Here is a 23,469-nt window from a genome sequence, read left to right as displayed (position 1 = left end):
CCTTTAACCAATCCTTACTCAACGATGGGTTGAAGTGATTCTGAATAATCTCCACATTCCCAATCTTTGATATCCTCAGGCGTTCCTAATACTCTATGAGTTTCTGACAACTGTACTGTCTCACCGGCATTGTAATCAATTGCACCTTTGATATACCGAACACGTTTTCGTTTCTTTTCTCGAATCGGATCGGGATGAGGAATTGCGGATAATAACGCCTTAGTATAAGGATGTATTGGATTGTCATAAATGTCACTTACCGTTCCCATCTCGACGATATGTCCCAGATGCATTACTGCAACACGGTCGGAAATTGAACGAACCATACTTAAATCATGGGCAATAAACAGATACGTGAGTTTTTGCTCACGCTGTAGTTTTCGCATAAGGTTAATAACTTGTGCTTGAATTGAAACATCAAGTGCCGAAATAATTTCATCACAAATTATAAACTTTGGTTCCAATATGATTGCTCTTGCAACCCCAATTCTTTGACGTTGACCACCTGAAAATTGATGCGGATAGCGTGTCATAAATTCTTCGCTTAACCCAACTTTTTCAAGCACCTCTTTTACGCGTTGTTTACGTTCTTGATCACTCTTTGTTTCTTTATGAATATCCAACCCATACGCAACAGTATCTAAAATCTTCTTACGCGGATTTAATGAAGCCATTGGATCTTGGAAAATCATCTGCATATTTTTACGCAAATGGCGTTGTTCATGATTATTAAGTTTTCCTGTTATGCGTTGGCCCATAAAGGTTACATCCCCTTGTGGATCGTAAATTCGAATCAGAGCGCGTCCTAAGGTTGACTTTCCACTCCCACTCTCACCAACGATACTGAAGGTTTCTCCTTCATATACCTCAAAGGAAACCCCATCAACAGCTTTTACTGTTGTTTTTCGATCAATATGGAAATATTGCTTCAGGTTATCCACCCTTAGCATCACATTTCGTTCACTCATCATGGTTCTCCTTTCTCAAGACTTCTAAACGATGTTTTAAGATTTCAGGCATCTCAAGTTTTGGTGCACGTGGGTCTAATAACCACGATGCTGCGCGGTGTGTATCCGTGATGTCAAACATTGGCGGTTCTTTTTCAAAGTCTATCTTCAGTGCATACTCACTCCGATATGCAAATGCATCTCCTTTAGGTGGATGTATCATATTTGGAGGGCTCCCTGGAATTGAATAGAGTTCTGTGTCATTTCCTGTTGTAGAAGGTAAGGATGACAAAAGACCCCATGTATATGGATGACGCGGATCATAGAACACTTCGTCTACAAGCCCTTCTTCAACAATCTTTCCTGCATACATTACAGCCACACGATCCGCAACATTAGCAACTACCCCTAAATCATGGGTAATAAAGATGATGGAAATCCCTGTCTTCTTTTGAATTTCTTTAATTAAATCTAGAATTTGTGCTTGGATTGTTACATCTAGCGCTGTTGTTGGTTCATCCGCAATCAGTAGATGTGGCTCTGAAGCAAGGGCAATCGCAATGACCACACGCTGTCTCATCCCACCGGATAATTGGTGCGGGTATTGTTTAAACCGCTTCTCAGGATCATTAATCCCAACCATATCTAACAGTTCAATGGAACGCGCTTTTGCTTGCGCCTTAGGCATATCCTTTTTATGCACTAAGATGCTTTCCATGATCTGCTTGCCAATTTGCATTGTAGGATTCAATGCAGTCATTGGATCTTGAAAAATAATAGAAATTTGACGACCACGAATGCGAGTCTGAAAATCCTTTTCGCTCATTTTGGTTAAATCCAGCACTTCAGGTGGATTCACCGTATCATCAAAACGGTATAGGATTTCTCCATTCCCCACCTTTCCATTATCATCAATAATCCCTAAAATCGCTTTTGTTGTTACTGACTTCCCACTACCGCTCTCACCAACGATAGCAAGTGTCTCTCCCTTATTTACATGTAAATTAATATTACGAATGACATGATTGGTACCCCGTGACAAATTAAAAGATAACGTAAAGTCATTGATTTCTAAAATTCGATTTTCTTTCATACCAATCACCTAGTGTCCTTTCATTGTTGGGTCAATTGCATCTCGTAGTCCATCCGCAATCAAATTGAAACTTAACATTAATAACGATAATACAATCACTGGAAATATCAGTAAGTGGGGGTGAGTTAACATGCTGTTATACCCAGTATTAATTAATGACCCCAGTGATGCTTGTGGTTCTGCAAGACCTAATCCTACAAATGCTAAGAACGCTTCATAGAAAATCGCATTTGGAATTGAGAACATCGTCATAACAATCATTTGTCCCATAATATTTGGTAAGATTTCTTTGACGATAATCATCATTTTTCGTGCTCCAAGTACATCAGCAGCTAATACAAACTCTTGTTCTTTGAGCTTCAAAACTTGAGATCTGACAACACGACTCATTCCAATCCATCCTGTAATCATCAAAGATACAATGATGGATACCATCCCTGGCTTAAACACAAGCACAAACAGTGTTACGACTACTAAGTTAGGAATCCCATTAATGACTTCAAGAATCCGTTGCATCAGCATATCCACTTTACCACCAAAATATCCTGAGATGGTTCCGTAAGTTACCCCAATTACAAAGTCAATCAACACTGCAACAATCGCAATGATAAATGATACTCGAGTTCCAGACCAAATACGTGTAAAGAGGTCACGACCTAATGTATCGGAACCAAACCAGAAGTATTGAGTAACACCCAGTTGTTCATAGACATTCACACCCCGTGAGGTTCCATCAAAGAATCCTAAATTTTCAAGTCCTGGAATACGTGGCGGTAAGTTATTATACCCTTTGAATATTTCATCAAAGCGATATCCGCTAATCATTGGACCAATGATTGCCATCACGATAATGATTGAAATTACAATAAGGCCGATGACTGCACCTTTATTTTTCTTGAACCGTTCCCAACCATCACGAAGGGCTGATTCGTCTTCTCCTTGAACCATTTCTTGTTCAGGTCTGTCGATGTATCCAACATGTACAAAGTCATCTTGTGTAAGTGCATCAAGTGGCGCAACATTTTCTTTTTCACTCATTGTTATGCCCCCTTTCCAACACGAATTCGTGGATCAATGACACCATATAAAATATCAACGATCAAGTTCACGACGATGTATAAAGCACTATAGATAAAGGCAATCATGACGATTACATTGTAGTCACTACTTTGAATCGCAGTCACAAGCATACTCCCTATTCCTGGGATACTAAATATTTTCTCAACAACCAATGAACCGGTTAATACATTTACAACAAGCGGTCCATATATTGTAATGACTGAGATTAAGGCATTCCTAAATCCATGACCAAAGATTTGTTGTTTTCGAGGAAGCCCTTTAACGCGTGCAAGTTTGATATATTCTGAATCCAATACCTCAACAAATTCAGTTCTTAAGAACCGTGTTACTTGCGCCATGATAAACATTGACAGTGAAATTGTTGGTAGTATTGAAGATAAAAATGGTTGTGAGGTAATAAACGTTAACGGGAACCATCCCAGTTTATAACCTAATGTAAAGCTCAGTGTGAGAGCAAATACAAATGACGGTACACTGACACCAATTACTGCGATAACCGTTGAAATTGTATCGGCCCATGAATTTTGTTTAGACCCTGATATCGTTCCAAATAACACACCGAAGATACTCCCAAGCAAGAGTGCTTGAAATCCAAGTCGAATTGATACCCCTAATCGTGGTAATACAATGCTAGATACTGGAGCATTCTTCAAAATTGAATAAGAAATTCCAAAATCACCTCTTAATGCATTTTTCAAGAATATAAAGAATTTCTCAAAGAAAGGGCGATCTAAACCGTAGAAACGTCTCAATATTTCAAGTTGTTCTGCAGTTAGTTTTTCTGTGTTAAATGGAGATCCAGGCATAAAGTCGAGCAATAAGAATAATACGAATAATATTACCAGTAAGGTAATACATGCCCAAAATACCCGTTTAAGTGTATATTTCCACATAGTTTCTCCTCCTTTTGATTAAAACAGGAGTACTCATAGAATACTCCTGTGCCGTACTTTAGTTGAGTTAATTCTTAATCAGCAATCTTCACATTGCGGTATGCAGTCGATCCAACGACATGAATTTCAATACCTGTAACTTTAGGATTAATCAGCATTGCTTCACCAGATTGCCATACTGGAGCTACGATCGCGTTATTGAGGAATACCTCTTCTGCATCTTTCATTGCTTCCCAACGTTCATTTGGTTGTAATGCCAATGAACCAACTGGAGATACTGATTCAATCAATGCATTGTATTCTGCATTGTTCCATGCAATGATTTGTTCTTTATGAAGTCCAAAGTTATCACCTAAGTAAGTGAATGGGTCTGAGTAGTCAGGACCCCAACGTGTTAGACCAAGTTCATAGTCTAGTGTTGCATCTTGCATACGTTCAAGTCTCTCAGATTTTGGAATTGATGTGATGTTTACAGTAACACCAATTTCTTCAAGGTCAGCTTTAATTTGAGCTGCATTTGTTTTTGATTCCTCTGAATCTTCAATCAGAAGTTCAAATTCAAATTTATCAACACCCAATGCTGCTTTTGCTTTTTCAATATGCTCTTTTGCAGTTGCGACATTGTATGCTAGGAATGGATCAATACCATCACGGAAATCTTTACCATTCAATGATGCAAGCCCTACAGGTACAATATACTCAGCAGGAAGTGATCCATCTTTCATAATGTTATCGGTAATGTTAGAACGGTCAAGTGCATAAGCAATTGCAAGACGAAGGTCTGTGTTTTCTAGCATTTCCACTTTCGCAAGGTTAAATGCGATATACCAAACATATCCAATTGGAACTTGTTTGAATGCTTCTGTATCTTTATATTGATCAACAAGTGATGCGGAAATCTTTGTGACATCAATTGTTCCACTGTCAAATTGAAGTGCTGAACTTTGGTAGTCAGCAGATAATGTATAAGCAATACCATCAATATTTACATTGGCTGCATCATAGTATTTTTCATTCTTAGTCAGTTTCCATGAACTTGATTTTGTCCATTCAGTGAAAATGAATGGTCCATTTGAAAGTAGATTTTCTACAGAGAGTGCATATTGATCCCCTTTCTCTGTAACAAATTTTTCATTCAAAGGATTAAATGCAGGGAATGCCATGAGTTGTTCAAAGAATGGCACTGCATTTTCAAGGTGAACAACCAATGTTTTATCATCCGTTGCTTCAACACCCAGTTCAGTTGTAGGTAAGTCACCTGAGTATACTTGTTCGCTATTTACGATTTGTGCTGTGGTAATCATGTAGTTATAGTCACTAGCAGTTGCTGGGTCAACTAAACGTCTCCAAGCAAACACAAAGTCATGTGCTGTTACTGGTGCATACTCTTCACCATCACTGGTGTACCAATAAATATCATCTCTGAGTGTAAAGGTATAAGTAAGACCATCATCGCTTACGGTTGGGAGTTCTTTTGCAGCGCGCGGAATAATAGTTCCTGCAGCATCATAATCCAAAAGCCCATCGGTAAACTGCTCGATAACCTCAAAGGATAGACCATCGGTAGCAACACTTGTATCAAGTGTACGAATGTCTGTATCTTTAGCTACACGCAATACTTTACCAGTATTGGTATCACCACCTGAACACCCTGCTAATACTAGCAGAAGCGCGAGTGTAGAAATTAAAATCTTTTTGAATTGGTGCATAATTTTCTCCTCCCGAATTCTTTCATCTAATTGTTGTGATTGTATAACTAAAATCACACGTTGTCAACACAATTTTCACATTTCTTTCACTTTTAAGAAACATTTTTCATTTGTTTGCTGAAACAATGTAAAAATTTATGAAAAAAAGGGAAATTCATCCCTTTCTTAAATCGACTCTATTATCAGGCACTTCTCCGCTGATAATACGTTTGATGTTATTCGCAAAAAGTTGAGTGGTCCGCCGATTATTATTTTGTGATCCAGCAGAAGCATGTCCCGTAATATAAACATTGGGACAATCCCATAATGGGTGATCACTAGGCATTGGTTCGACTTCAAAAACATCAATCACAAACCCTTTGAGATGTCCTATTGACTGACAAACATCATCATAGTCAATCAGAGACCCTCTCCCAACGTTTATAAAAACAGACTCCGGTTTCATCTTTAAAAAGTGTGTCTTATTCAGTAATTTTACAGTTGCTTTATTCTCTGGTAGTGCACAGATTACAAAATCTACACTGCTTAGATATTTCTCAAAGTTAGGAAGGGCATCACATTGATCAAATCCTTCAATCATGCGTCCATCGGAGTTAAGTCCAATGAATGTCACATCAAAGCCTTTAAGTCGTTTCACAACTTCTTGAGGTATCGCTCCGGTTCCTAACAAAAGCGCTGTAGACCCTTCGATGCTTTTGAGTGAACGATCAGGATTCCATTCATGTTTCGCCTGAGAAATATCAAACATTCGATGTTTCTTGTAGATTGCTAAGATGTAACTAACGACATACTCAGCAATTGGAATACTATAGATACCTCGTGAATTTAACAGCGTTATCTTATGTTTTCTGAGATAATCCAAATCCAACATATTATACCCTGAACTAGCGAGTTGAATGGTTTGAAGATGAGGAAGTGTGTAATATTCATTGACGAATTTATGATCCCCACAGATCATCCTCACATCTTCCGTAGGCTCAAATACTATATGATCGCGTACATCCTCTAATTCTTCAAGGATATATTCGAACTTTCTGTCGAGTAAAACTTTCATTATCATCACCTCAAATGCATTATAACATAAAAACGACACACCCATTGGATGTGTCGCTTTGGTTAACCGCGTACGATTTCTTGTAGAATTGAGCTTGCTTCTTCTTCTTGGATGTTACGTTCTTCACGCATTTCCTTCAGTTCAGCTGCAAGTTCATGAATACGAACTGTTGATTCTCTGTGACCATGGTAACCCGTTCCCGCAGGAATCATCTTACCAATGATAACATTTTCCTTCAAGCCTGAAAGTGGATCCACTTTTGACTTAATCGCAGCATCCGTAAGAACTTTAGTCGTTTCTTGGAATGATGCAGCAGATAGGAATGATTCAGTTTCAACAGACGCTTTCGAAATACCCATTAATACAGGACGGAAACGTGCAGGTAATTGTCCAGAAAGTAGTGCATTTTCGTTAATGTCATGCATACGTTCGATGTTGATTTGAACACCTGGGCTAATGCCTGTGTCTTGGCCATCAACGATCATAACTTTACGCATCATTTGACGAATCATTACCTCAAGGTGCTTATCAGAGATTTCAATACCACCGCTTTGGTATACTTTCTTAACTTCTTTCAAGATGTAATCTTGTACTGCAGAACGACCTGCAAATTCAAGAAGTTGTTTTGGATCAACAGATCCTTCAGTGAGTTTCTCACCCGCATGCACTTCAACACCTGGTTTCAACCATGAACGAGCTGGTTGATTTGGAAGTGTTTTGTGTTCAACGGTACGTTTGTCGTTTGTTACGGTAATAATGTAGCCAATACCGTCATCATTTTGACGAATATCAGTTACTTCACCTGTGATTTCAGAAATGATTGCAGCAAGTTTTGGAGTACGTGCTTCGAAAAGTTCCTCAACACGTGGAAGACCTTGAGTGATATCTTCCCCACCAGCTGTCGCAACCCCTCCGGTATGGAATGTACGCATTGTTAGCTGTGTACCTGGTTCCCCGATTGATTGAGCCGCCATAATACCCACAGCTTCTCCACCTTCAACCACTTGACCTGTAGCCATGTTACGACCGTAACATTTCGCACAGATACCGTGTTTCGCTTCACAGGTAAACACGTTACGAATGGACACTTCTTTTATTCCAGAGTTCACAATACGACGTGCAATAATTTCATCGATGAATTCATCTTCTTCGATAATCACTTCTTTAGTTTTTGGATCAACGATTGTTTCTTTGATATATCGACCCACTAAACGATCATACAATGATTCAATGATTGTATTTGATTTTTGATCAATAATTTCTGCTACTACATAACCTTCAGCAGCACCACAGTCATCTTCAGTAATCATGACGTCTTGCGCAACGTCAACCAGACGACGTGTTAAGTATCCAGATTCCGCAGTCTTAAGCGCAGTATCGGTCATCCCTTTACGCACACCGTGGGTTGAGTTAAAGAACTCACTCACGTTTAGACCTTCACGGAATGAAGAATAGATCGGAACCTCAATAATACTTGGTTGGAATCCTTTGTTTGACTTAGACTGAGTAGGACGTGCCATAAGACCACGCATACCTGCGAGCTGCGTAAAGTTAGAAACGTTACCACGCGCTCCAGAAGTCGCCATCATATTAATCGGGTTTTTACGTTCAAGGTTTTGCATCAACTCGCTACCAACAACGTTTTTAACGCCATCCCAAAGTTGCATTAATTTACCTTCCCACTCTTGAGGTGTGAGAAGACCACGATCGAATTGAGTCATCAAGCGAACTGCTTTTTCTTTCCCTTCATCGATGTATTTTTGCTTGTTAGGGGCAACATTAATGTCACTAAGCGCAACAGTCATACCCGCACGCGTTGAGTACAAGAATCCAAGATCTTTAATTTGGTCAAGAATCTCAGAAGTCTTATCGGTTGAATAACGATCAAAGATTTCCTTGATAATGATCTCAAGATCTTTTTTCTTGAAGTCAGCATTTAAAGGCATTTGACTGATAATTTCAGGTACATCTTGTCCCATTTGCACAAAGAACTTATCTGGAGTTGTCTTAAAGTTATCTTTGTTTACTTCATTCAAGTAAGGGAAATCAGATGGGAACATTTCATTGAAGATTAACTTACCAAGTGTTGTGATAAGATAAAGTCCATTTTGTTTTGCACTGAAGTTTCCTTTGTTCAAGGAAGCAGCACGAATGCAGATACGTGTATGCAAGTGGATAAAGCCTTGTTCATATGCAAGGCGTGCTTCGTTAACACTTCTAAACGCCTTACCTTGGTTATTACCAAAGTTACGCCATTTTTCAGCACCTTGGAAGTCGCCTAATGATTCAAGTTCATCTGCTTTTTCAAAGAACTCTTCTTTTGTTTCTTCCATTGTTAGATAGAAGTTACCTAAAACCATATCCTGTGATGGTGTAACGATTGGTTTACCATCTTTAGGTCCAAGGATATTATGTGAACCAAGCATTAGAATTTCAGCTTCTGCTTGAGCCATTTCTGATAGAGGCACGTGAACCGCCATTTGGTCACCATCAAAGTCCGCGTTAAACGCAGGTGTTACAAGCGGGTGAAGACGAATCGCACGTCCTTCAATTAGTTTTGGTTTAAACGCTTGGATCCCAAGACGGTGAAGTGTTGGCGCACGGTTTAACAGTACTGGATGATCTCTAATGACATCTTCCACAACATCCCACACACGAGGATCTTGGCGTTCGATCAATTTTTCAGCGGCTTTCGCATTGTTGCTGATGCCACGAATCTTCATTTCATTTACAACAAATGGTTTAAAGAGATTGATTGCCATTTCTTTAGGAATACCACATTCATACATCTTCAAGTCTGGTCCAACTGCGATAACAGAACGACCTGAGAAGTCAACACGCTTACCCAGTAAGTTTTGACGGAAACGACCTTGTTTCCCTTTTAAGTTGTGTGAGAGTGATTTTAATGGACGACCACCTGCACCTGTAACTGGTTTTGAACGACGTCCGTTGTCAATCAAAGCATCTACAGCTTCTTGTAACATACGTTTTTCGTTTTGAACAATGATTGCAGGTGTTCCCATCTCAAGTAATTTCTTAAGACGGTTGTTACGTGTAATAACACGGCGATAAAGGTCATTCAAGTCAGATGCAGCGAAACGACCCCCATCAAGTTGAAGCATTGGACGCAAGTCTGGTGGAATAACTGGTAATACTGAAAGTACCATCCACTCAGGCTTGTTATCTGAATTAATGAAGGCTTCAACAGTTTCCAAACGACGAATCAATCGACGGCGTTTGTCACCTTTTGCGGATTCAAGCTGAGCCATAATATCTTGATGTTCAGCATCTAAATCTGCTTGCGCTAGAAGCGTACGAATCGCTTCGGCTCCGGTTTGTGCTTCAAATGAAACATAACCGAATTCTTGTTGATAATCACGGTATTCTTTTTCATTGAGGATTTGTTTGTATTCTAGATTTGTATCGCGTGGATCTGTAACAACCCACTTAACAAAGTATACAACTTCTTCCAAATTCTTTGGTGTAATGTTGAGTAATAAACTCATACGTGATGGAATACCACGTAGATACCAAATATGTGCAACAGGTGCTGCTAATTCGATATGTCCCATACGTTCACGACGTACGGATGCTTTTGTTACTTCAACACCACAGCGATCACAAACGACACCGCGGTAACGTACTTTCTTATATTTTCCACAATAACATTCCCAGTCCTTTGTTGGACCAAAAATACGCTCGCAGAAAAGTCCGTCACGTTCTGGTTTTTGAGAACGGTAATTAATCGTTTCAGGCTTCTTAACTTCACCATAAGACCATTCAAAGATTCTTTCTGGTGAAGCAAGTGCTAGTTGAATCGAGGCAAAATTGTTTATGCTCATATGTTCACGCCTCCTTAATCTTCATATTCGTCATCAAATCCGACAACGACAGGTTCTTGAGTCACTTCTTCCTCATCATCAGAAATCAGTTCATCAGAATCACTGTAGCTTTCGTCTTCAGTTTCTGTATCAATACCATATTCTGTTGTTACAGAAACTTCTTCCTCATCATCAAGAACTTCTCCTAATGTGAGTTTGATTTCTGTTTCACTTTCATCCAAGAACTTAACATCCAGTGCCAAGGCTTGAAGCTCATGCTTAAGAACTCTAAATGATTCAGGAATTCCTGGTTCAGGAATATCACGGCCATTTTGAATTGCTGCATAAGTCTTCGTACGACCATTGATGTCATCCGACTTAATTGTCATTAATTCTTGAAGCGTATGTGCTGCACCGTATGCATAAAGTGCCCAAACTTCCATTTCCCCGAAACGTTGTCCACCATTTTGTGCTTTACCACCCAATGGTTGTTGCGTTACAAGTGAGTATGGCCCTGTTGCACGTGCATGCAATTTATCGTCAACCATGTGTGAAAGTTTAATGAGGTACATAACACCTACTGAGATACGCTCATCAAAGGCTTCCCCAGTACGTCCATCGTACAAGGTCATTTTACCATCATCACTTACATGGCCTTCTTTCATAATATTAAAGAGTTCATCGGTTTCAATACCATCAAATACTGGGGTTGCAAACTTCACACCAAGATTCTTAGCAGCAAGTCCTAAGTGCAATTCCAATACTTGTCCGATATTCATACGGCTTGGTACCCCTAGTGGATTCAACATGACATCGACTGCTGTACCATCTGCCATAAATGGCATGTCTTCTACTGGCAAGATCTTCGAGATAACCCCTTTGTTACCGTGACGTCCCGCCATTTTATCACCTTCTGTGATTTTACGTTTTTGTACAATATATACTTTAACAACTTCACTGACACCTGGATCTAAATCATGACCTTCATCTCTACTAAAGATACGAATGTCTTGAACAATCCCGCTACCACCATGTGGTACCTTCATTGAGTTATCACGCACTTCACGTGATTTCTCACCAAAGATTGCAAGTAAGAGTTTTTCTTCAGGTGATATTTCACTTTGTCCCTTCGGTGTTACCTTACCAACAAGGATGTCACCTTCTTTAACTTCAGCACCAATCATAACAATTCCACGTGCATCAAGATGACGACATGCGGATTCGCTTACGTTTGGAATATCACGCGTGATTTCTTCAGGTCCAAGTTTTGTATCTCGTACTTCCATTGTGTACTCATCAATATGGATTGAAGTATACACATCTTCTTTAACAAGACGCTCACTCATGATGATCGCATCTTCATAGTTATATCCATACCAAGTCATAAACGCAACTGTAATGTTTTGTCCAAGTGCTAACTCACCATTGTCTCCTGAAGGACCATCTGCAAGCATATCACCTGCGATAATACGTTCCCCATGAGAAACAATTGGTTTTTGGTTAATACACATACCTTGGTTTGAACGACGGAATTTTTGAAGTAGATATGTATGATCTACGCCTTCATCATCAAGAATAACAATGCGACGTGCATCAACATACTTCACAATCCCTGTATGTTTTGAAACAACTGCAGAACCCGAGTCTTTTGCGACACGGTGCTCTATACCAGTTCCTACATACGGAGCTGTTGGCTTCATAAGCGGAACAGCTTGACGTTGCATGTTCGCTCCCATGAGGGCACGAGACGCATCATCGCTTTCCAAGAATGGAATCGCTGCAGTCGCAACAGATACGATTTGACGTGGACTCACGTCTGCAAGTTCAACAGTATCTTTTGAAGCCAAGATGTTTTCACCTTTATAACGAACAACGACTTGTTCAGATTTAAAGTGACCTTCAAGAACCTCATTGGCTTGCGCAATAACATAGTCCATTTCATCATCTGCTGATAAGTAAACGACATCTTCAGTTACAAATCCCTCTTTAACAATACGGTATGGTGTTTGAATAAATCCATATTCATTCACCCGTCCATACGTTGTAAGGTTTGAGATCAGACCGATATTTGGACCTTCTGGTGTTTCAATCGGACAAATACGACCATAGTGTGAACTATGAACGTCACGCACTTCGAAACTAGCACGGTCACGTGTAAGACCACCTGGTCCAAGCGCTGAAATACGACGTTTGTTTGTAAGTTCCGCAAGTGGGTTTGTTTGGTCCATGAATTGTGATAACTGTGATGAAGAGAAGAACTCTTTAACCATCGCAGTTAATGGACGTACGTTTGTAAGGTTCTTTGGTGTCATGTTAGACATATCCGAAGTAATCGACATACGTTCTTTAACAACACGTTCCATACGGCTTAAACCAATACGGAATTGATTTTGAATTAACTCACCAACTGTACGAATACGGCGGTTACCTAATTGGTCAATATCATCATCACTTCCAACACCATCAAGGAAGTTTAAGAAGTATGAGTATTGTGAATAGATATCCGATGCAACGATTGTTTTCTTTTCCAAGAATGGATCGATACCAACAACCTTAACCGGTTGCGTATCTGGTTCTGTTTGAACAAAGGTTGTTTGTACAGCAGCTCCAATCAACCAAAGGGTTACAGCTCCTTGGTCAACAGCATCAAAGACAACTTTTTCATTTGTTTTATTTAATTTCACAGGATTTGTATTTGGAATATAACGATCAATCACAAGTCCCTTAGCAGACACAAGGTCTTGACCATTCGCATCAAGAACACGTCCCAATGTATACAGACGTGAACCATAGTTCAGGACTGCATTCACGTTTGCATTCGTAAGCGTTACTGGTGTTGCGATAATTCCGGTATAGATTGAAATATCTTGTCCTTCTAACACTTCAAGGTCAGATGGTGTTAATACAAGACCTGCTTCAAATACAGCTTCCTTCACTTGAACATCACGTGCTAAAACACGTCCTACTAAATTAATTTCATTGGACACTGTCTTTTGAGTGATTTCAGGATAAGAGAAGATGTTACGAAGTGGGAATGATTCCATTTGAATTCCTGAAGCCAATACTTCACGAGCTTTAAGGATATCATCACGCATTTCAACATGCGTCCCAGCAGCAAACACGACATTACCGTGAATGTCCTTAAGATCATTCACAAGATAATTTCCACCAATACGGTTATAAATTTCTAATTTCTTATGCAATTTATAACGACCTGCTTTATTCAGATCATAACGACGTGGATCTAAGAACTTCGCATGCATTAATGTAATCGCACCATCAAGTGTCGGAATTTCATCCGTACGTTGATTTTCATACATAACACGCAATGAATCTTCAAATGTCACGGTCTTATCTTGAACAAGTGTATTTACGATTTCAGGATAGTTTCCAAAATACGCTGTATATAATAAAGCGTATAGACTCAAAAACTCACGGCCTTCACTTGAAACCGCGTCCCATTCTTCATTTATAGGTAAGTTCATTGCTTTAAGGAATGATTTGAATGCTGTAGTTTCCATTCCATCTTCACCTTCAAGAAGGTCAAGACTCATACCGAATGCTTTGAAAAGGATTGATGAAACGATTGTACGTTTACGGTCAACCTTCATGTTAACAACACGACCTGTTGCAGCTTTACGATCATCACTCATATATTCTAACCATGTACCACGACTTGGTATCATTTCAGAAGTATAGGTGTCACGTCCTGTTTTTTCATCTGTTTCAGTTTTAAAATAAGCACCGGGTGAACGAACAATTTGTGAAACGATTACACGTTCTGCTCCATTAATAATGAACGTTCCAGATTCAGTCATCAATGGTAAATCACCCAAGAAAACTTCCTCTTCTTTTTCAATTACTTCACCAGTTTGGCGATCTACTAACTCTAAACGCATCTTTGCGCGTAAAGGAGCAGCGTAAGTTGCTTCTCGAGTACGACACTCATCTACATTATATTTTGGTTCATCAAATTCGTAATTTACGAATCGTAAACGAACATTTTCATTATGGCTAATTATAGGATAGATTTCATTGAAGACCTCTGGTAATCCCTCATTTTTGAACCACTCATAAGCCTCAGTTTGAATTTCAACTAGATTTGGCAAATCTAATTGCCCACTTACTTGAGAATAATCGCGGCGTTCTGCTTTATTCCCAAATTTCTTAATACGATATACTTGGTTTTTCTCCATCTATGCCATCCTTTCTGTACCCGACAAACTATCAAAAAAAGTACATAAAAGCACACTCTTATGCAATTTACTATAATACACCTAATTTTCTTTATTGTCAAACACTTTAATGCTTTGGTATACAATAAAGCCACGATCGCGATAAATGGGGGTGCAATTACCGAAAAGTGTCGCACAATATGCTTGTGCACTTTTACCACCGTGTTGTTTTCTCATTACGAAAATTAAGGACCCGTTTGTCTTAAGGGCTTGATGTGCTTCTTGGAAAAGTCTATACAACACTTTTTTCCCAACTCTTATTGGAGGGTTTGTGATAATTGAATCAAAATTACCACTGACACCATCCTGGACGATGTTTGTGCCATTAACGTCATACTTGCGATAGTTTATATTCGCAAGTTCAACGGCACGCGCATTTACATCAACTCCTGTCATTTCGACCTCGAAGTTACGGTCTAGCACGACACCAATAACTCCAATTCCGCAACCCAGATCACACACGCTCCCTTTAATATCTAAGTCCATACAACTTTCAAGTAAAGTTTCAGTCCCGATATCAAGATGGTCTTTTGAAAAAACACCATCATCTGTGAGCAGTGTATAATCAATGCCTAAAAACCGGAAAGAAATTTCTCTCCGGTTTTGTTTTAGATTTGTATTGTCTGTAAAGTAATGACTCACAAACAATCACCTCACCTTGGGCCTTTAGCTTAGTCTTAATTACTTAACTTCTACTACAGCACCAGCATCTTGTAACTTAGTCTTAAGTTCATCTGCTTCAGCTGGTTTGATGTTTTCTTTGATTGGTGATGGTGCGTTGTCTACAAGAGCTTTCGCTTCCATCATACCAAGACCTGTGATTTCACGTAAGAGTTTGATAACTCCAACTTTTGAACCTGTAACTTCTTTAAGGATTACAGATACTTCGCTTGGTCCTTCTACTTCTTCAGCTTCAGCTGCAGCAGCAACCGCAACAGGAGCAGCAGCACTTACACCAAATTCTTCTTCAATTGCTTTTACTAATTCGTTAAGCTCTAAAATTGTCATCTCCTTAAGAGAAGCAATTAGTTCTTCAGATGTTAATTTAGCCATCTTAATATTTCCTCCTTCAATAATAGACGTATATGTCTTATGGTTTGAGCCAAGGCTCAATTCAACTATTCTCCAGCTTCTTCGCGCTGTTGTGCCACTTGGCTAACAGCATAAGCAAAGCTTCTAATTGGAGATTGGAACATACCAAGAAGCATTGAAATCATGCCATCGTGATTTGGTAATGTTGAAAGTTCCTTTAATTCATCTGCATTGACGACTTTACCGTCAACAACTCCTGCCTTAAGAACCAACTTCTTGTGCTTCTTAGCAAATTGAGCTAATACGCGACTTGGTGCAACAGCATCATTACTGAATGCTACAGCGTTAGGTCCTGTAAGTGATTCCTTTAAGCTATCGAAACTTGTATCTTCAACTGCACGTTGGAACATTGAGTTCTTGTATACTTTGAATTCAATGTCTTCCTTACGAAGAAGGTTACGAAGATTTGTGATTTCTTGAACGCTAAGTCCACGGTATTCAACGACTACTGTAGAAGCTGCATTTTCAACTTTTCCACGAATCTCGCTAACGAGTTCCTTTTTACTTTCTAGTATTTCTGTACGCAAATGATTCACCTCCATCTACACTGTTCATCAACTACACCCATTTAAAAAACTCGTATCCAAGACACGAGTTAAAAAGTTTTATACATTCAAACTTCAACCTCGGTAACATGATTAAGGTTTCCCCGTTACTGTCTTTGGTATATTGATAACGTATGAATAATACCACACCTGCCCTATCTTGTAAAGTCAAACAGTTAGTTTTATACACTATTTGTCTTGAACGGGTAACCATTCAGCGAGAGGAAGATAGCTAGCAAAAAGGATATCCAAGACTTAGTGTTCTAAGTCAAAGATATCCTCGATTTGTTTTAGGGTGTTTTTCCCTTGTAAATTACTGGTTTGTATTACTGTTTGAACCACTGCATAATGATCAAGTCGAAACCATTTCTATTGATATGTATGAACCGTATATGCAGCTTAACACATCATGTTTTCATAAAGCTGAAATCATTACGGATCGTTTCCATATCGTTCAACATTTGAATCGTGCACTCAATTCAACGCGCATTTCTGTTATGAACGACGAACCAAACTCGAAGACAAAATTTAAAACCTATTGGAAGCTGATACTAAAAGATAACCTCAAACTTGATAATAATAACAGCAATTATTATCGATGCTATCGACACTTGATGAACGAATCCATGGTTGTCGATGATTTATTAAGAGTTGATAAGATATTGGAAGAAACATATTGGGTGCATCAACGTTTAACTCAAGCAATCCGTAATAAGAACATCACCACACTCTTAGAGATTCTAAATGACCCACCTAAGAACATATCGAAACAGATGAAGAAAGCAATAAATACGTTAACAAAATATGAAGTATCAGTCTCAAACGCACTAAAGTATCCATACTCTAACGGCCGTTTAGAAGGAACAAATAACTTAATCAAAGTGATTAAGCGGATAGCATTTGGCTATCGAAGTTTTGAAAATTTTAGAACAAGAGTTCTCTTAATTTGTAATACTATGGTAAGATTGGAAATAAAAAGTACTCACTAGAAATTCTAGCGAGTACCGTAACTTAAGATTCTATGGTTTGGCTTCCACCAACACCAGATTTTAAAGAACCAAACCTTAGTCTTTACATTATTCAATAAGCAAACTATTTTCGTTTCAGGAAATCTGGCAAGCCTGTTGCACCAAAAACAAATGCAATAAGACCGATTGATGGATTTTGTGTGAGTGCCATAATGATACCGCCTATTACAGCACCTTTTACTAATCCAACAAAAACATCCTCTAACGATTCTGATTCATTCTTTTTTTTCATCTGTAAAATCCCTCCCTACGTCTCGTACTTGTTAGAATGGATCTGGTCCCTTTTGGTTAATTATCGTCAGCCGATTTATATAATGATTAAAATCATATACAATTCCTGACCCTGTATTTTTCTTTCTCATTTCAGCGGCTTTAGTTGCTCTATAAACCCACGTTAGTGTCTCAGCAAGCAATTCAAGTTTATTATCAGCACTCGAAAAGTCTAAATCACCCTCAAAGGCTTTCACTACTCTTTCAACTCTATACGACGGAATCCATATTCTGATAGAGTTCCATCTTGATTCAACAGCAACTGCGTTATGGTGCGGAAATGATAGATATCGCTTAAATCTATTACTTTGCCTATTCTCGGTTTCTTTTTTATATTTATATATTAATTCAAAAGTTTTTTTCTAAAACTATCTTTGTTGTAGTCTGTCCCAAACTCTTTATTCATCGAAGTGAAATCAAAATTATCAATTAAGTGGATTATTTCTTCTTCATTAATCAAAAATACACCGTTCTCATATGTAAAATTATTCTCAATTTCTTCCATGAGTAAGTTTAAATCATGCGATGAAGAACTCGTCTATTCAGCACTCACAGGTACAATCATTGTCGTTAGTATTAATATAGATAAAACAAATATACTAAAATTCTTAAATATTCTATTCAAATTATTACCCCACTCTACCTTTCGGTGATACTTACATCCTAACATATATCAGACAATGAATAGTGAAAAAAACCAACAAAAAAACATTGCTATTTAGACGTTTAAGTGATACCTATAGAAATCCATTATGTACTATAATTACACCAACCAAATTAAACCCAAGCTGGCAAAGAGTAACTTAGTCTGTACAGGGATAACATATAGTTCAAGACATCCCAATCGGTTTGGTTGTTTCTTTGTTTAATTGGCTTCCTTAGTTTCGTGATTAAACCATTATGTAAGATATTCACCATAATGCTATGTAGGTGACCTTTGAATTACTGACTCAAACAAATTGTATTTTTTTTATTCTTAGCATAATTATTATGTAACGTGTGTTTATATAGTTGATAACACCTACTTAAACAGGCTCAATTCTAGTAACCAATTGAGCCTGTTTTTATTATTTATTGTTATGCATTGTAGAATAAGAATTTAGTGATTTATACTATGACATCGACAAAATATCATTAATTAGACTTCCAAATTCATGTTCAATATATTCACTTATTACTATTGAATCCTCATTAAGTGCTTTTATAATCGCTTTATTGTTTAGTTTCGCAAGTTTATATTGGTCATTCTTATCCGAATTCTCATAGATATCATTGACCTTATTTATAGCAACATTTCCTTCATTTTCTATAATAATGATAGAATTACTGTCAGAGTCATCTGACAGTACTAAACTGTCTTCGATTATTTTTGCTAAAACACCTTTATTCCTTATTTTCGCATAGTTAGAAAGTACAGTGTGCGTATAATTTGGAATTCTTGATTCATTTTCTGAACCAAGAATCCAAAAATAGTAGAGCATTCTAATATTAATCGCACTTATCATTTGATCAAGCATTTGATCACTCGTGTCAAACACAATTGAATAGTTGGTTAACCAAAAAGGAACACTATATTTTTCTTTTATACTTTCTAAAGTGATCGTGTTATTCCTTCGTAAGCGTAAATTTACGACCCGTATATTAAATTGTAATCGCTAGAGATATGATTATATCGAGGTGATATTAATGAAGTATACTCATGATCAATGGAAAGAAATTATTGATGGTTTTGAGACATCAGGCTTAACCATGAAAGAATATTGTAGAAAACACACTGTTTCCACATCCAGGTTTTGCGTTTTAAGAAAACGTATGCGAGAGCAGGAGACACCATTTCTTCCAGTCATTATGAAGGCCGAGAATTCTATGAAGTTTAGAGTGAATGGACACTTGATTGAAATAATGGATGAAGTGGATCCGAAGTTGCTTTCTTTGATTTTGAAGGCTGCTAAGTATGATTGATGTTACGAAAGTTAAGAATGTGTACATTGCACAGGGTTATACTGATCTTCGAAAAGGGATTGATGGATACAGCACTTTCGTTTCTGGAACGATGAAACTTGATCCTTTCTCATCAAGCCTTTTCTTATTTTGCAATCGTTCAAGAGACAAACTAAAAGTGCTCTTCTGGGATGGGAATGGTTTTTGGCTCTTTTATAAGCGGCTGGAAAGTGGGAAATTCAAGTGGCCAAAGCCAAATGATACATCATCATTAAGGGTCAATCACTTTTTATGTGGGATTGCCTGTGAATGACATTTGTAAAATAATAACAACTTGAATGAAAAAAGACCTTACTGTAGAATTTATTTTGCAGAATAAACAAACAGGAAGGTCCATACATGAATTATACACAGACACTAACCCAATCACAAGAACTATGTTTAAATCATTTCTTAATCCCTAATACACTCCGTGGATTTCATAACACCAACACCACAATCGAAACAACAAGATCCCAAAGAGATGCTTATTGCATGCATGGTATTTTAGAAGTTCAAGAAACAGATAAAGTATGCAGCGGTTGTGGTAAGGTGATGCATATAAACAATCGTAAACCGTGCACACTAAGGCATTTAAGTATTGGTGCAACACTGATGCATGTTCGTTTTGATAGACCCCAATTCTATTGTGTTTCTTGTAGGAATTCAAAGATGCAGAGTGTACCGTTTAAGGCTGAAAACCACTTTATTACTATTGAACTTGAAAACTATACAAGAGACCTACTCAGTATTGGAACATATACCCTCAAGCAAGTCGCTGAGATTACAGGATTAGGGAAAAACACTGTTAAAGCCATCGACCTCAAACGCTTGAAAGAACTCTATACAATTGATGGCGAGGTACTAAAGAAACCAGAGGACTACACACGATACCTAGGCATTGATGAGTTTAAACTCCATGATGGACATAAGTATGCAACCCATATTATCGATATGGAAACGGGTCACATTTTATGGATTGCACACGGAAAGAAGAAGCAAGTCGTCTATGATTTTATAGAGCATGTTGGCCTAAAGTGGATGGATCACGTTGAAGCTGTTGCATGCGATATGAACTCAAATTACCAAGAAGCGTTTGAAGAAAAATGCGAACACATCCAAGTTGTATTTGATCATTTTCATATCATCAAAAACTTTAATGATAAGGTCATCAACGAGGTTCGCAAGGATGAGCAAAATCGTTTGAAGAATGAAGGGAATATAGAGGCTGCTGCGGCACTTAAGAAGACAAGATACATCTTAATGTCATCACGAGAAACGCTCATTAGAAAAGACAATGAAGCCAGAAATGGAAAGATTATCAAGGAAGGCAGTTCTTTATTTAATATACCCAACATTACGCGTAAAGAAGGTCATGAAGTACGTTACGATGAACTATTGAAAGAGAATGCATTAATCTTCACACTGGATGTGGTAAAAGAGAAATTGCGCTACGCATACACCCTTAATGATGAGAGTAAAATGGCAGATGAAATCAGTTCAATTGTCGAAATCTGTCAAGCTACAAAAAACAAACACTTTCAATGGTTTGGACGACTCTTAGACAATCACTTTGAAGGAATCATCGCTCATGCAACTATTAAGATTTCTGCGGGTAAAATAGAAGGTATCAATAATAAAATCAAGACTCTACGAAGACAAGGTTATGGTTACCCTGATGATGAATACTTCTTCTTAAAGTTAATTGATGCAAGTAGGAAAACCTATGTTAGGAATGTGCCATCCCACAAGATTTGTGATTGAACCATCATTAAAAACTAACGCACCAACAATTAAAGTGGCTCCTTGAAGGTCTAAATGTCAATAAAAAAAAGCTTTTCAAGAGGTGAAAAACAGACGGATTTAACTGGAACAAATAAATTATATACACTTTTGAGAACCATAAATTTAGTATAATTAGTCTATGATAAAACTTGAGAAAAACACCCTTGAAAAATCAGAGATTGAATCAATGACACATGATGAGATTGTGTCTTTAGTTGGTGGTTTAATCCATGATAATAATCTGCTCATAGAAGCGATTCGAGCTCTTAGGCATGATAAATTTGGGTCCAAATCAGAAAAGACGAAAGCGATATTAAACCAGCTTTCGCTTTTTGACGAGGTAGAAATACTATCCGAAGAAGAAAATGAAATTGAAGAAGAGTTCGTTGACAAAGGGAAACGAGGACGGAAGAAAGTTTCTGTTTCAAACCCAAATCTTGAAATCGTAGAAATAGTTCACGCAATGGACGAGCTATTAGAAGACGGTTATGAAAAAATCAGCAAAAAAGAAACAGAACATCTTCGTTATCGTTTTTGCAAAGGTATGGATTGAACGAAACATCTGTCCAGACTATGAAAAAGAACTTGTAGATGGTACGATTGAAATCCTAACAAAACATCATAGGTACCAATTTATAAAAGGAAGTATCGCAAGTCCTGAAATTGTATCCAGCATCATCAATAATAAATATGTAAAACATCTTCCACTCTATAGGATGGAAAAAGTGTTCGATGATCTAGGTGCATCAATATCAAGAATGACAATGTCAAATTGGCTCGTTGCATCATGTGATAAGTATTTAGCTCCAATCGCTAGAATGATGAAAGATCATCTCTTATCACGGGACATAATACATGCTGATGAAACGACCGTCCAAGTACTGAACCATCAGGATGGTAGCACAAATAAAAAATCCTTCATGTGGGTATATAGAAGCAATAAATACGACCCAAGCATCATCATCTACGACACTAATCCAAGCAGAAAATTTGCGGTCGTTGAGCAATTCTTAGGTAATTACTCAGGGTACATTCATTCAGATGGATATGAAGTGTATAAGAAGCTTCAAAACGTGACCCAAATTGGATGTCTCGCTCATGGAAGGCGCAAGATTGTATACGTTCTTAAGAAAGCGGATAAGAACAGTGCAACTGCTAAGGATGCAGCATCCATTCTGCGATGCATCAAAGCGATTTATAAAAATTGAGAAGTTGCTTATAGGCAAAACACCTGAAGCGTGTTTTGAAATTAGAATGGAGAAAACAAAACCGCTTCTCCAGGATTTCAAGAGCAAACTTTTAGAAATCAAAAGGCAAAACGCTTCCCAAAAGTAACTTGGGAGAGGCGATTAATTATAATCTCAATCAATTTGAGACTTTTGAGCGTGTCCTTCTAAATGGTCGCCTCGCAATTGACAATAACATTTGCGAAAACTCGATCCGTCCTTTTACGGTGGGCCGGAGTAATTGGTTATTTTCTAATACAACAAGTGGAGCGAAGACAAGTGCAACAATCTACACCGTCGTTCAAAGTTCCAGAGAGAACGGCCTCCGCATAGAACCATACCTAAACTATATCTTTAATACCTTGTCCACCATAGATCCAAGGGATTGGAGTGCTGAAATCATTGAATCACTTCTCCCACACAGCAAAGATCTTCCACTTGAAATTTACACTTCAAAGAAACGTTCCTGAAAATTGAAATCGGAACTTTTTTTATGTGTCAATACGCCTGTTTAATTTACGCTTACATTCTAATAACTTTGATTCGAGCATTTATTCAACTGAAAATTGAATGTTACTTATTCATTCTCAAATTGAACCAAAGCGACTCATTCCCCTATAGTTAGATAAGTATCTAATTAGTTGTTAGAAATTGCTTGACTTATCTCAAACATCGGATTAAGATGTATTTAACAACAACTTAGATATCCAT

General features: G+C 38.0%; 22 protein-coding genes and 1 other annotated feature. Of the genes, 7 read left to right on the top strand and 15 right to left on the bottom strand.

What is annotated here, in order from left to right; translation table 11 throughout:
* Positions 1–14: 14 nt before the first annotated feature.
* From AOC36_RS01020 to rplJ, 11 genes are all read right to left on the bottom strand, one after another.
* A complete protein-coding gene (locus tag AOC36_RS01020) occupies positions 15–968 on the bottom strand; it encodes an ABC transporter ATP-binding protein (RefSeq protein WP_067630162.1) in 954 nt (317 codons plus the stop codon).
* Positions 961–2,040 carry an ABC transporter ATP-binding protein gene (locus tag AOC36_RS01015; RefSeq protein ID WP_067630161.1) on the bottom strand — a complete coding sequence of 360 codons (1,080 nt, stop codon included), beginning with the start codon at positions 2,038–2,040 and terminating at the stop codon, positions 961–963. The genes AOC36_RS01020 and AOC36_RS01015 overlap by 8 nt, the downstream gene beginning before the upstream one ends.
* 9 nt (positions 2,041–2,049) lie before the next feature.
* Positions 2,050–3,078: an oligopeptide ABC transporter permease gene (gene opp3C / locus AOC36_RS01010; protein WP_067630158.1), complete on the bottom strand. Its 1,029-nt coding sequence runs from the start codon at positions 3,076–3,078 to the stop codon at positions 2,050–2,052.
* Positions 3,079–3,080: 2 nt separating this feature from the next.
* The gene (locus tag AOC36_RS01005) at positions 3,081–4,013 is read right to left on the bottom strand and encodes an ABC transporter permease (protein WP_067630155.1); all 933 of its coding nucleotides are present in this window, start codon (positions 4,011–4,013) and stop codon (positions 3,081–3,083) included.
* Positions 4,014–4,087: 74 nt separating this feature from the next.
* Positions 4,088–5,722: a peptide ABC transporter substrate-binding protein gene (locus AOC36_RS01000; RefSeq protein WP_067630152.1), complete on the bottom strand. Its 1,635-nt coding sequence runs from the start codon at positions 5,720–5,722 to the stop codon at positions 4,088–4,090.
* A 154-nt stretch (positions 5,723–5,876) separates the two neighbouring features.
* Positions 5,877–6,776 carry an NAD(P)-dependent oxidoreductase gene (locus AOC36_RS00995; RefSeq protein ID WP_067630149.1) on the bottom strand — a complete coding sequence of 300 codons (900 nt, stop codon included), beginning with the start codon at positions 6,774–6,776 and terminating at the stop codon, positions 5,877–5,879.
* A gap of 62 nt (positions 6,777–6,838) precedes the next feature.
* Complete coding sequence (rpoC, locus tag AOC36_RS00990; protein ID WP_067630146.1) at positions 6,839–10,618, bottom strand: DNA-directed RNA polymerase subunit beta'; 3,780 nt, start codon at positions 10,616–10,618, stop codon at positions 6,839–6,841.
* A gap of 14 nt (positions 10,619–10,632) precedes the next feature.
* Positions 10,633–14,793, bottom strand: coding sequence for a DNA-directed RNA polymerase subunit beta (gene rpoB, locus AOC36_RS00985; RefSeq protein WP_067630143.1), 4,161 nt, complete (start codon positions 14,791–14,793; stop codon positions 10,633–10,635).
* Between the two features lie 81 nt (positions 14,794–14,874).
* On the bottom strand, positions 14,875–15,474 hold the full coding sequence (locus tag AOC36_RS00980; RefSeq protein WP_067630140.1) for a class I SAM-dependent methyltransferase: 600 nt from the start codon (positions 15,472–15,474) through the stop codon (positions 14,875–14,877).
* A 39-nt stretch (positions 15,475–15,513) separates the two neighbouring features.
* Positions 15,514–15,885, bottom strand: a complete 372-nt coding sequence (gene rplL / locus AOC36_RS00975) for a 50S ribosomal protein L7/L12 (RefSeq protein WP_067630137.1) — start codon at positions 15,883–15,885, stop codon at positions 15,514–15,516.
* A 65-nt stretch (positions 15,886–15,950) separates the two neighbouring features.
* Positions 15,951–16,451: a 50S ribosomal protein L10 gene (gene rplJ / locus AOC36_RS00970; protein WP_078055022.1), complete on the bottom strand. Its 501-nt coding sequence runs from the start codon at positions 16,449–16,451 to the stop codon at positions 15,951–15,953.
* Between the two features lie 33 nt (positions 16,452–16,484).
* Positions 16,485–16,607 (bottom strand) — a sequence feature (ribosomal protein L10 leader region).
* Between the two features lie 239 nt (positions 16,608–16,846).
* Between rplJ and AOC36_RS00965 the strand changes: the two genes are divergently transcribed.
* Entirely contained in the window at positions 16,847–17,458 is a 612-nt protein-coding gene (locus AOC36_RS00965; protein ID WP_078055021.1) for a transposase, read from the top strand.
* 103 nt (positions 17,459–17,561) lie between these two features.
* Here AOC36_RS00965 and AOC36_RS12125 read toward each other — a convergent pair whose 3' ends face one another.
* From AOC36_RS12125 to AOC36_RS00955, 4 genes are all read right to left on the bottom strand, one after another.
* Complete coding sequence (locus AOC36_RS12125) at positions 17,562–17,729, bottom strand: hypothetical protein (RefSeq protein WP_157777116.1); 168 nt, start codon at positions 17,727–17,729, stop codon at positions 17,562–17,564.
* A 31-nt stretch (positions 17,730–17,760) separates the two neighbouring features.
* Complete coding sequence (locus AOC36_RS00960; protein ID WP_067630133.1) at positions 17,761–17,964, bottom strand: hypothetical protein; 204 nt, start codon at positions 17,962–17,964, stop codon at positions 17,761–17,763.
* 146 nt (positions 17,965–18,110) lie between these two features.
* Positions 18,111–18,272: a hypothetical protein gene (locus AOC36_RS12120; RefSeq protein WP_157777115.1), complete on the bottom strand. Its 162-nt coding sequence runs from the start codon at positions 18,270–18,272 to the stop codon at positions 18,111–18,113.
* Positions 18,273–18,879: 607 nt separating this feature from the next.
* Positions 18,880–19,248 carry a hypothetical protein gene (locus tag AOC36_RS00955; RefSeq protein WP_157777114.1) on the bottom strand — a complete coding sequence of 123 codons (369 nt, stop codon included), beginning with the start codon at positions 19,246–19,248 and terminating at the stop codon, positions 18,880–18,882.
* 205 nt (positions 19,249–19,453) lie between these two features.
* Between AOC36_RS00955 and tnpA the strand changes: the two genes are divergently transcribed.
* The 6 genes from tnpA to AOC36_RS12645 all read left to right on the top strand — a co-directional run bounded on the left by tnpA (position 19,454) and on the right by AOC36_RS12645 (position 23,228).
* Positions 19,454–19,729 carry an IS66 family insertion sequence element accessory protein TnpA gene (tnpA, locus tag AOC36_RS00950; protein WP_067630130.1) on the top strand — a complete coding sequence of 92 codons (276 nt, stop codon included), beginning with the start codon at positions 19,454–19,456 and terminating at the stop codon, positions 19,727–19,729.
* Positions 19,722–20,021 carry an IS66 family insertion sequence element accessory protein TnpB gene (gene tnpB / locus AOC36_RS00945; protein ID WP_067630129.1) on the top strand — a complete coding sequence of 100 codons (300 nt, stop codon included), beginning with the start codon at positions 19,722–19,724 and terminating at the stop codon, positions 20,019–20,021. Before tnpA ends, tnpB begins: the two co-directional genes overlap by 8 nt.
* An 86-nt stretch (positions 20,022–20,107) precedes the next feature.
* Entirely contained in the window at positions 20,108–21,511 is a 1,404-nt protein-coding gene (locus AOC36_RS00940; RefSeq protein ID WP_078055020.1) for an ISL3 family transposase, read from the top strand.
* A gap of 160 nt (positions 21,512–21,671) precedes the next feature.
* Complete coding sequence (locus AOC36_RS00935; RefSeq protein WP_067630128.1) at positions 21,672–22,085, top strand: IS66 family transposase; 414 nt, start codon at positions 21,672–21,674, stop codon at positions 22,083–22,085.
* Positions 22,021–22,740 carry an IS66 family transposase gene (locus AOC36_RS12545; RefSeq protein WP_067630127.1) on the top strand — a complete coding sequence of 240 codons (720 nt, stop codon included), beginning with the start codon at positions 22,021–22,023 and terminating at the stop codon, positions 22,738–22,740. Before AOC36_RS00935 ends, AOC36_RS12545 begins: the two co-directional genes overlap by 65 nt.
* 128 nt (positions 22,741–22,868) lie before the next feature.
* Entirely contained in the window at positions 22,869–23,228 is a 360-nt protein-coding gene (locus AOC36_RS12645; protein ID WP_067630126.1) for an IS66 family transposase, read from the top strand.
* Positions 23,229–23,469 lie beyond the last annotated feature (241 nt).

Origin of the sequence: Erysipelothrix larvae, from assembly GCF_001545095.1 — a bacterium.
Taxonomy (GTDB): domain Bacteria; phylum Bacillota_I; class Bacilli_A; order Erysipelotrichales; family Erysipelotrichaceae; genus Erysipelothrix; species Erysipelothrix larvae.
The sequence above is the reverse complement of the archived record's forward strand: the minus strand, read 5'-3'. Positions and strand labels throughout refer to the sequence as shown.

Bases quoted from the DNA above. Each gene is read 5' to 3' on its own strand.
- AOC36_RS01000 (WP_067630152.1), bottom strand. From the start codon at position 5,722: ATGCACCAATTCAAAAAGATTTTAATTTCTACACTCGCGCTTCTGCTA.
- AOC36_RS01020 (WP_067630162.1), bottom strand. From the start codon at position 968: ATGAGTGAACGAAATGTGATGCTAAGGGTGGATAACCTGAAGCAATAT.
- AOC36_RS00940 (WP_078055020.1), top strand. From the start codon at position 20,108: ATGAATTATACACAGACACTAACCCAATCACAAGAACTATGTTTAAAT.
- AOC36_RS12125 (WP_157777116.1), bottom strand. From the start codon at position 17,729: ATGAAAAAAAAGAATGAATCAGAATCGTTAGAGGATGTTTTTGTTGGA.
- AOC36_RS12545 (WP_067630127.1), top strand. From the start codon at position 22,021: ATGAAAAAATCAGCAAAAAAGAAACAGAACATCTTCGTTATCGTTTTT.
- rpoB (WP_067630143.1), bottom strand. From the start codon at position 14,793: ATGGAGAAAAACCAAGTATATCGTATTAAGAAATTTGGGAATAAAGCA.
- AOC36_RS00935 (WP_067630128.1), top strand. From the start codon at position 21,672: ATGATAAAACTTGAGAAAAACACCCTTGAAAAATCAGAGATTGAATCA.
- AOC36_RS00995 (WP_067630149.1), bottom strand. From the start codon at position 6,776: ATGAAAGTTTTACTCGACAGAAAGTTCGAATATATCCTTGAAGAATTA.
- AOC36_RS00955 (WP_157777114.1), bottom strand. From the start codon at position 19,248: ATGCTCTACTATTTTTGGATTCTTGGTTCAGAAAATGAATCAAGAATT.
- AOC36_RS00965 (WP_078055021.1), top strand. From the start codon at position 16,847: ATGTATGAACCGTATATGCAGCTTAACACATCATGTTTTCATAAAGCT.
- rpoC (WP_067630146.1), bottom strand. From the start codon at position 10,618: ATGAGCATAAACAATTTTGCCTCGATTCAACTAGCACTTGCTTCACCA.
- AOC36_RS12120 (WP_157777115.1), bottom strand. From the start codon at position 18,272: ATGGAAGAAATTGAGAATAATTTTACATATGAGAACGGTGTATTTTTG.
- tnpA (WP_067630130.1), top strand. From the start codon at position 19,454: ATGAAGTATACTCATGATCAATGGAAAGAAATTATTGATGGTTTTGAG.
- AOC36_RS01005 (WP_067630155.1), bottom strand. From the start codon at position 4,013: ATGTGGAAATATACACTTAAACGGGTATTTTGGGCATGTATTACCTTA.
- opp3C (WP_067630158.1), bottom strand. From the start codon at position 3,078: ATGAGTGAAAAAGAAAATGTTGCGCCACTTGATGCACTTACACAAGAT.
- tnpB (WP_067630129.1), top strand. From the start codon at position 19,722: ATGATTGATGTTACGAAAGTTAAGAATGTGTACATTGCACAGGGTTAT.
- AOC36_RS01015 (WP_067630161.1), bottom strand. From the start codon at position 2,040: ATGAAAGAAAATCGAATTTTAGAAATCAATGACTTTACGTTATCTTTT.
- rplL (WP_067630137.1), bottom strand. From the start codon at position 15,885: ATGGCTAAATTAACATCTGAAGAACTAATTGCTTCTCTTAAGGAGATG.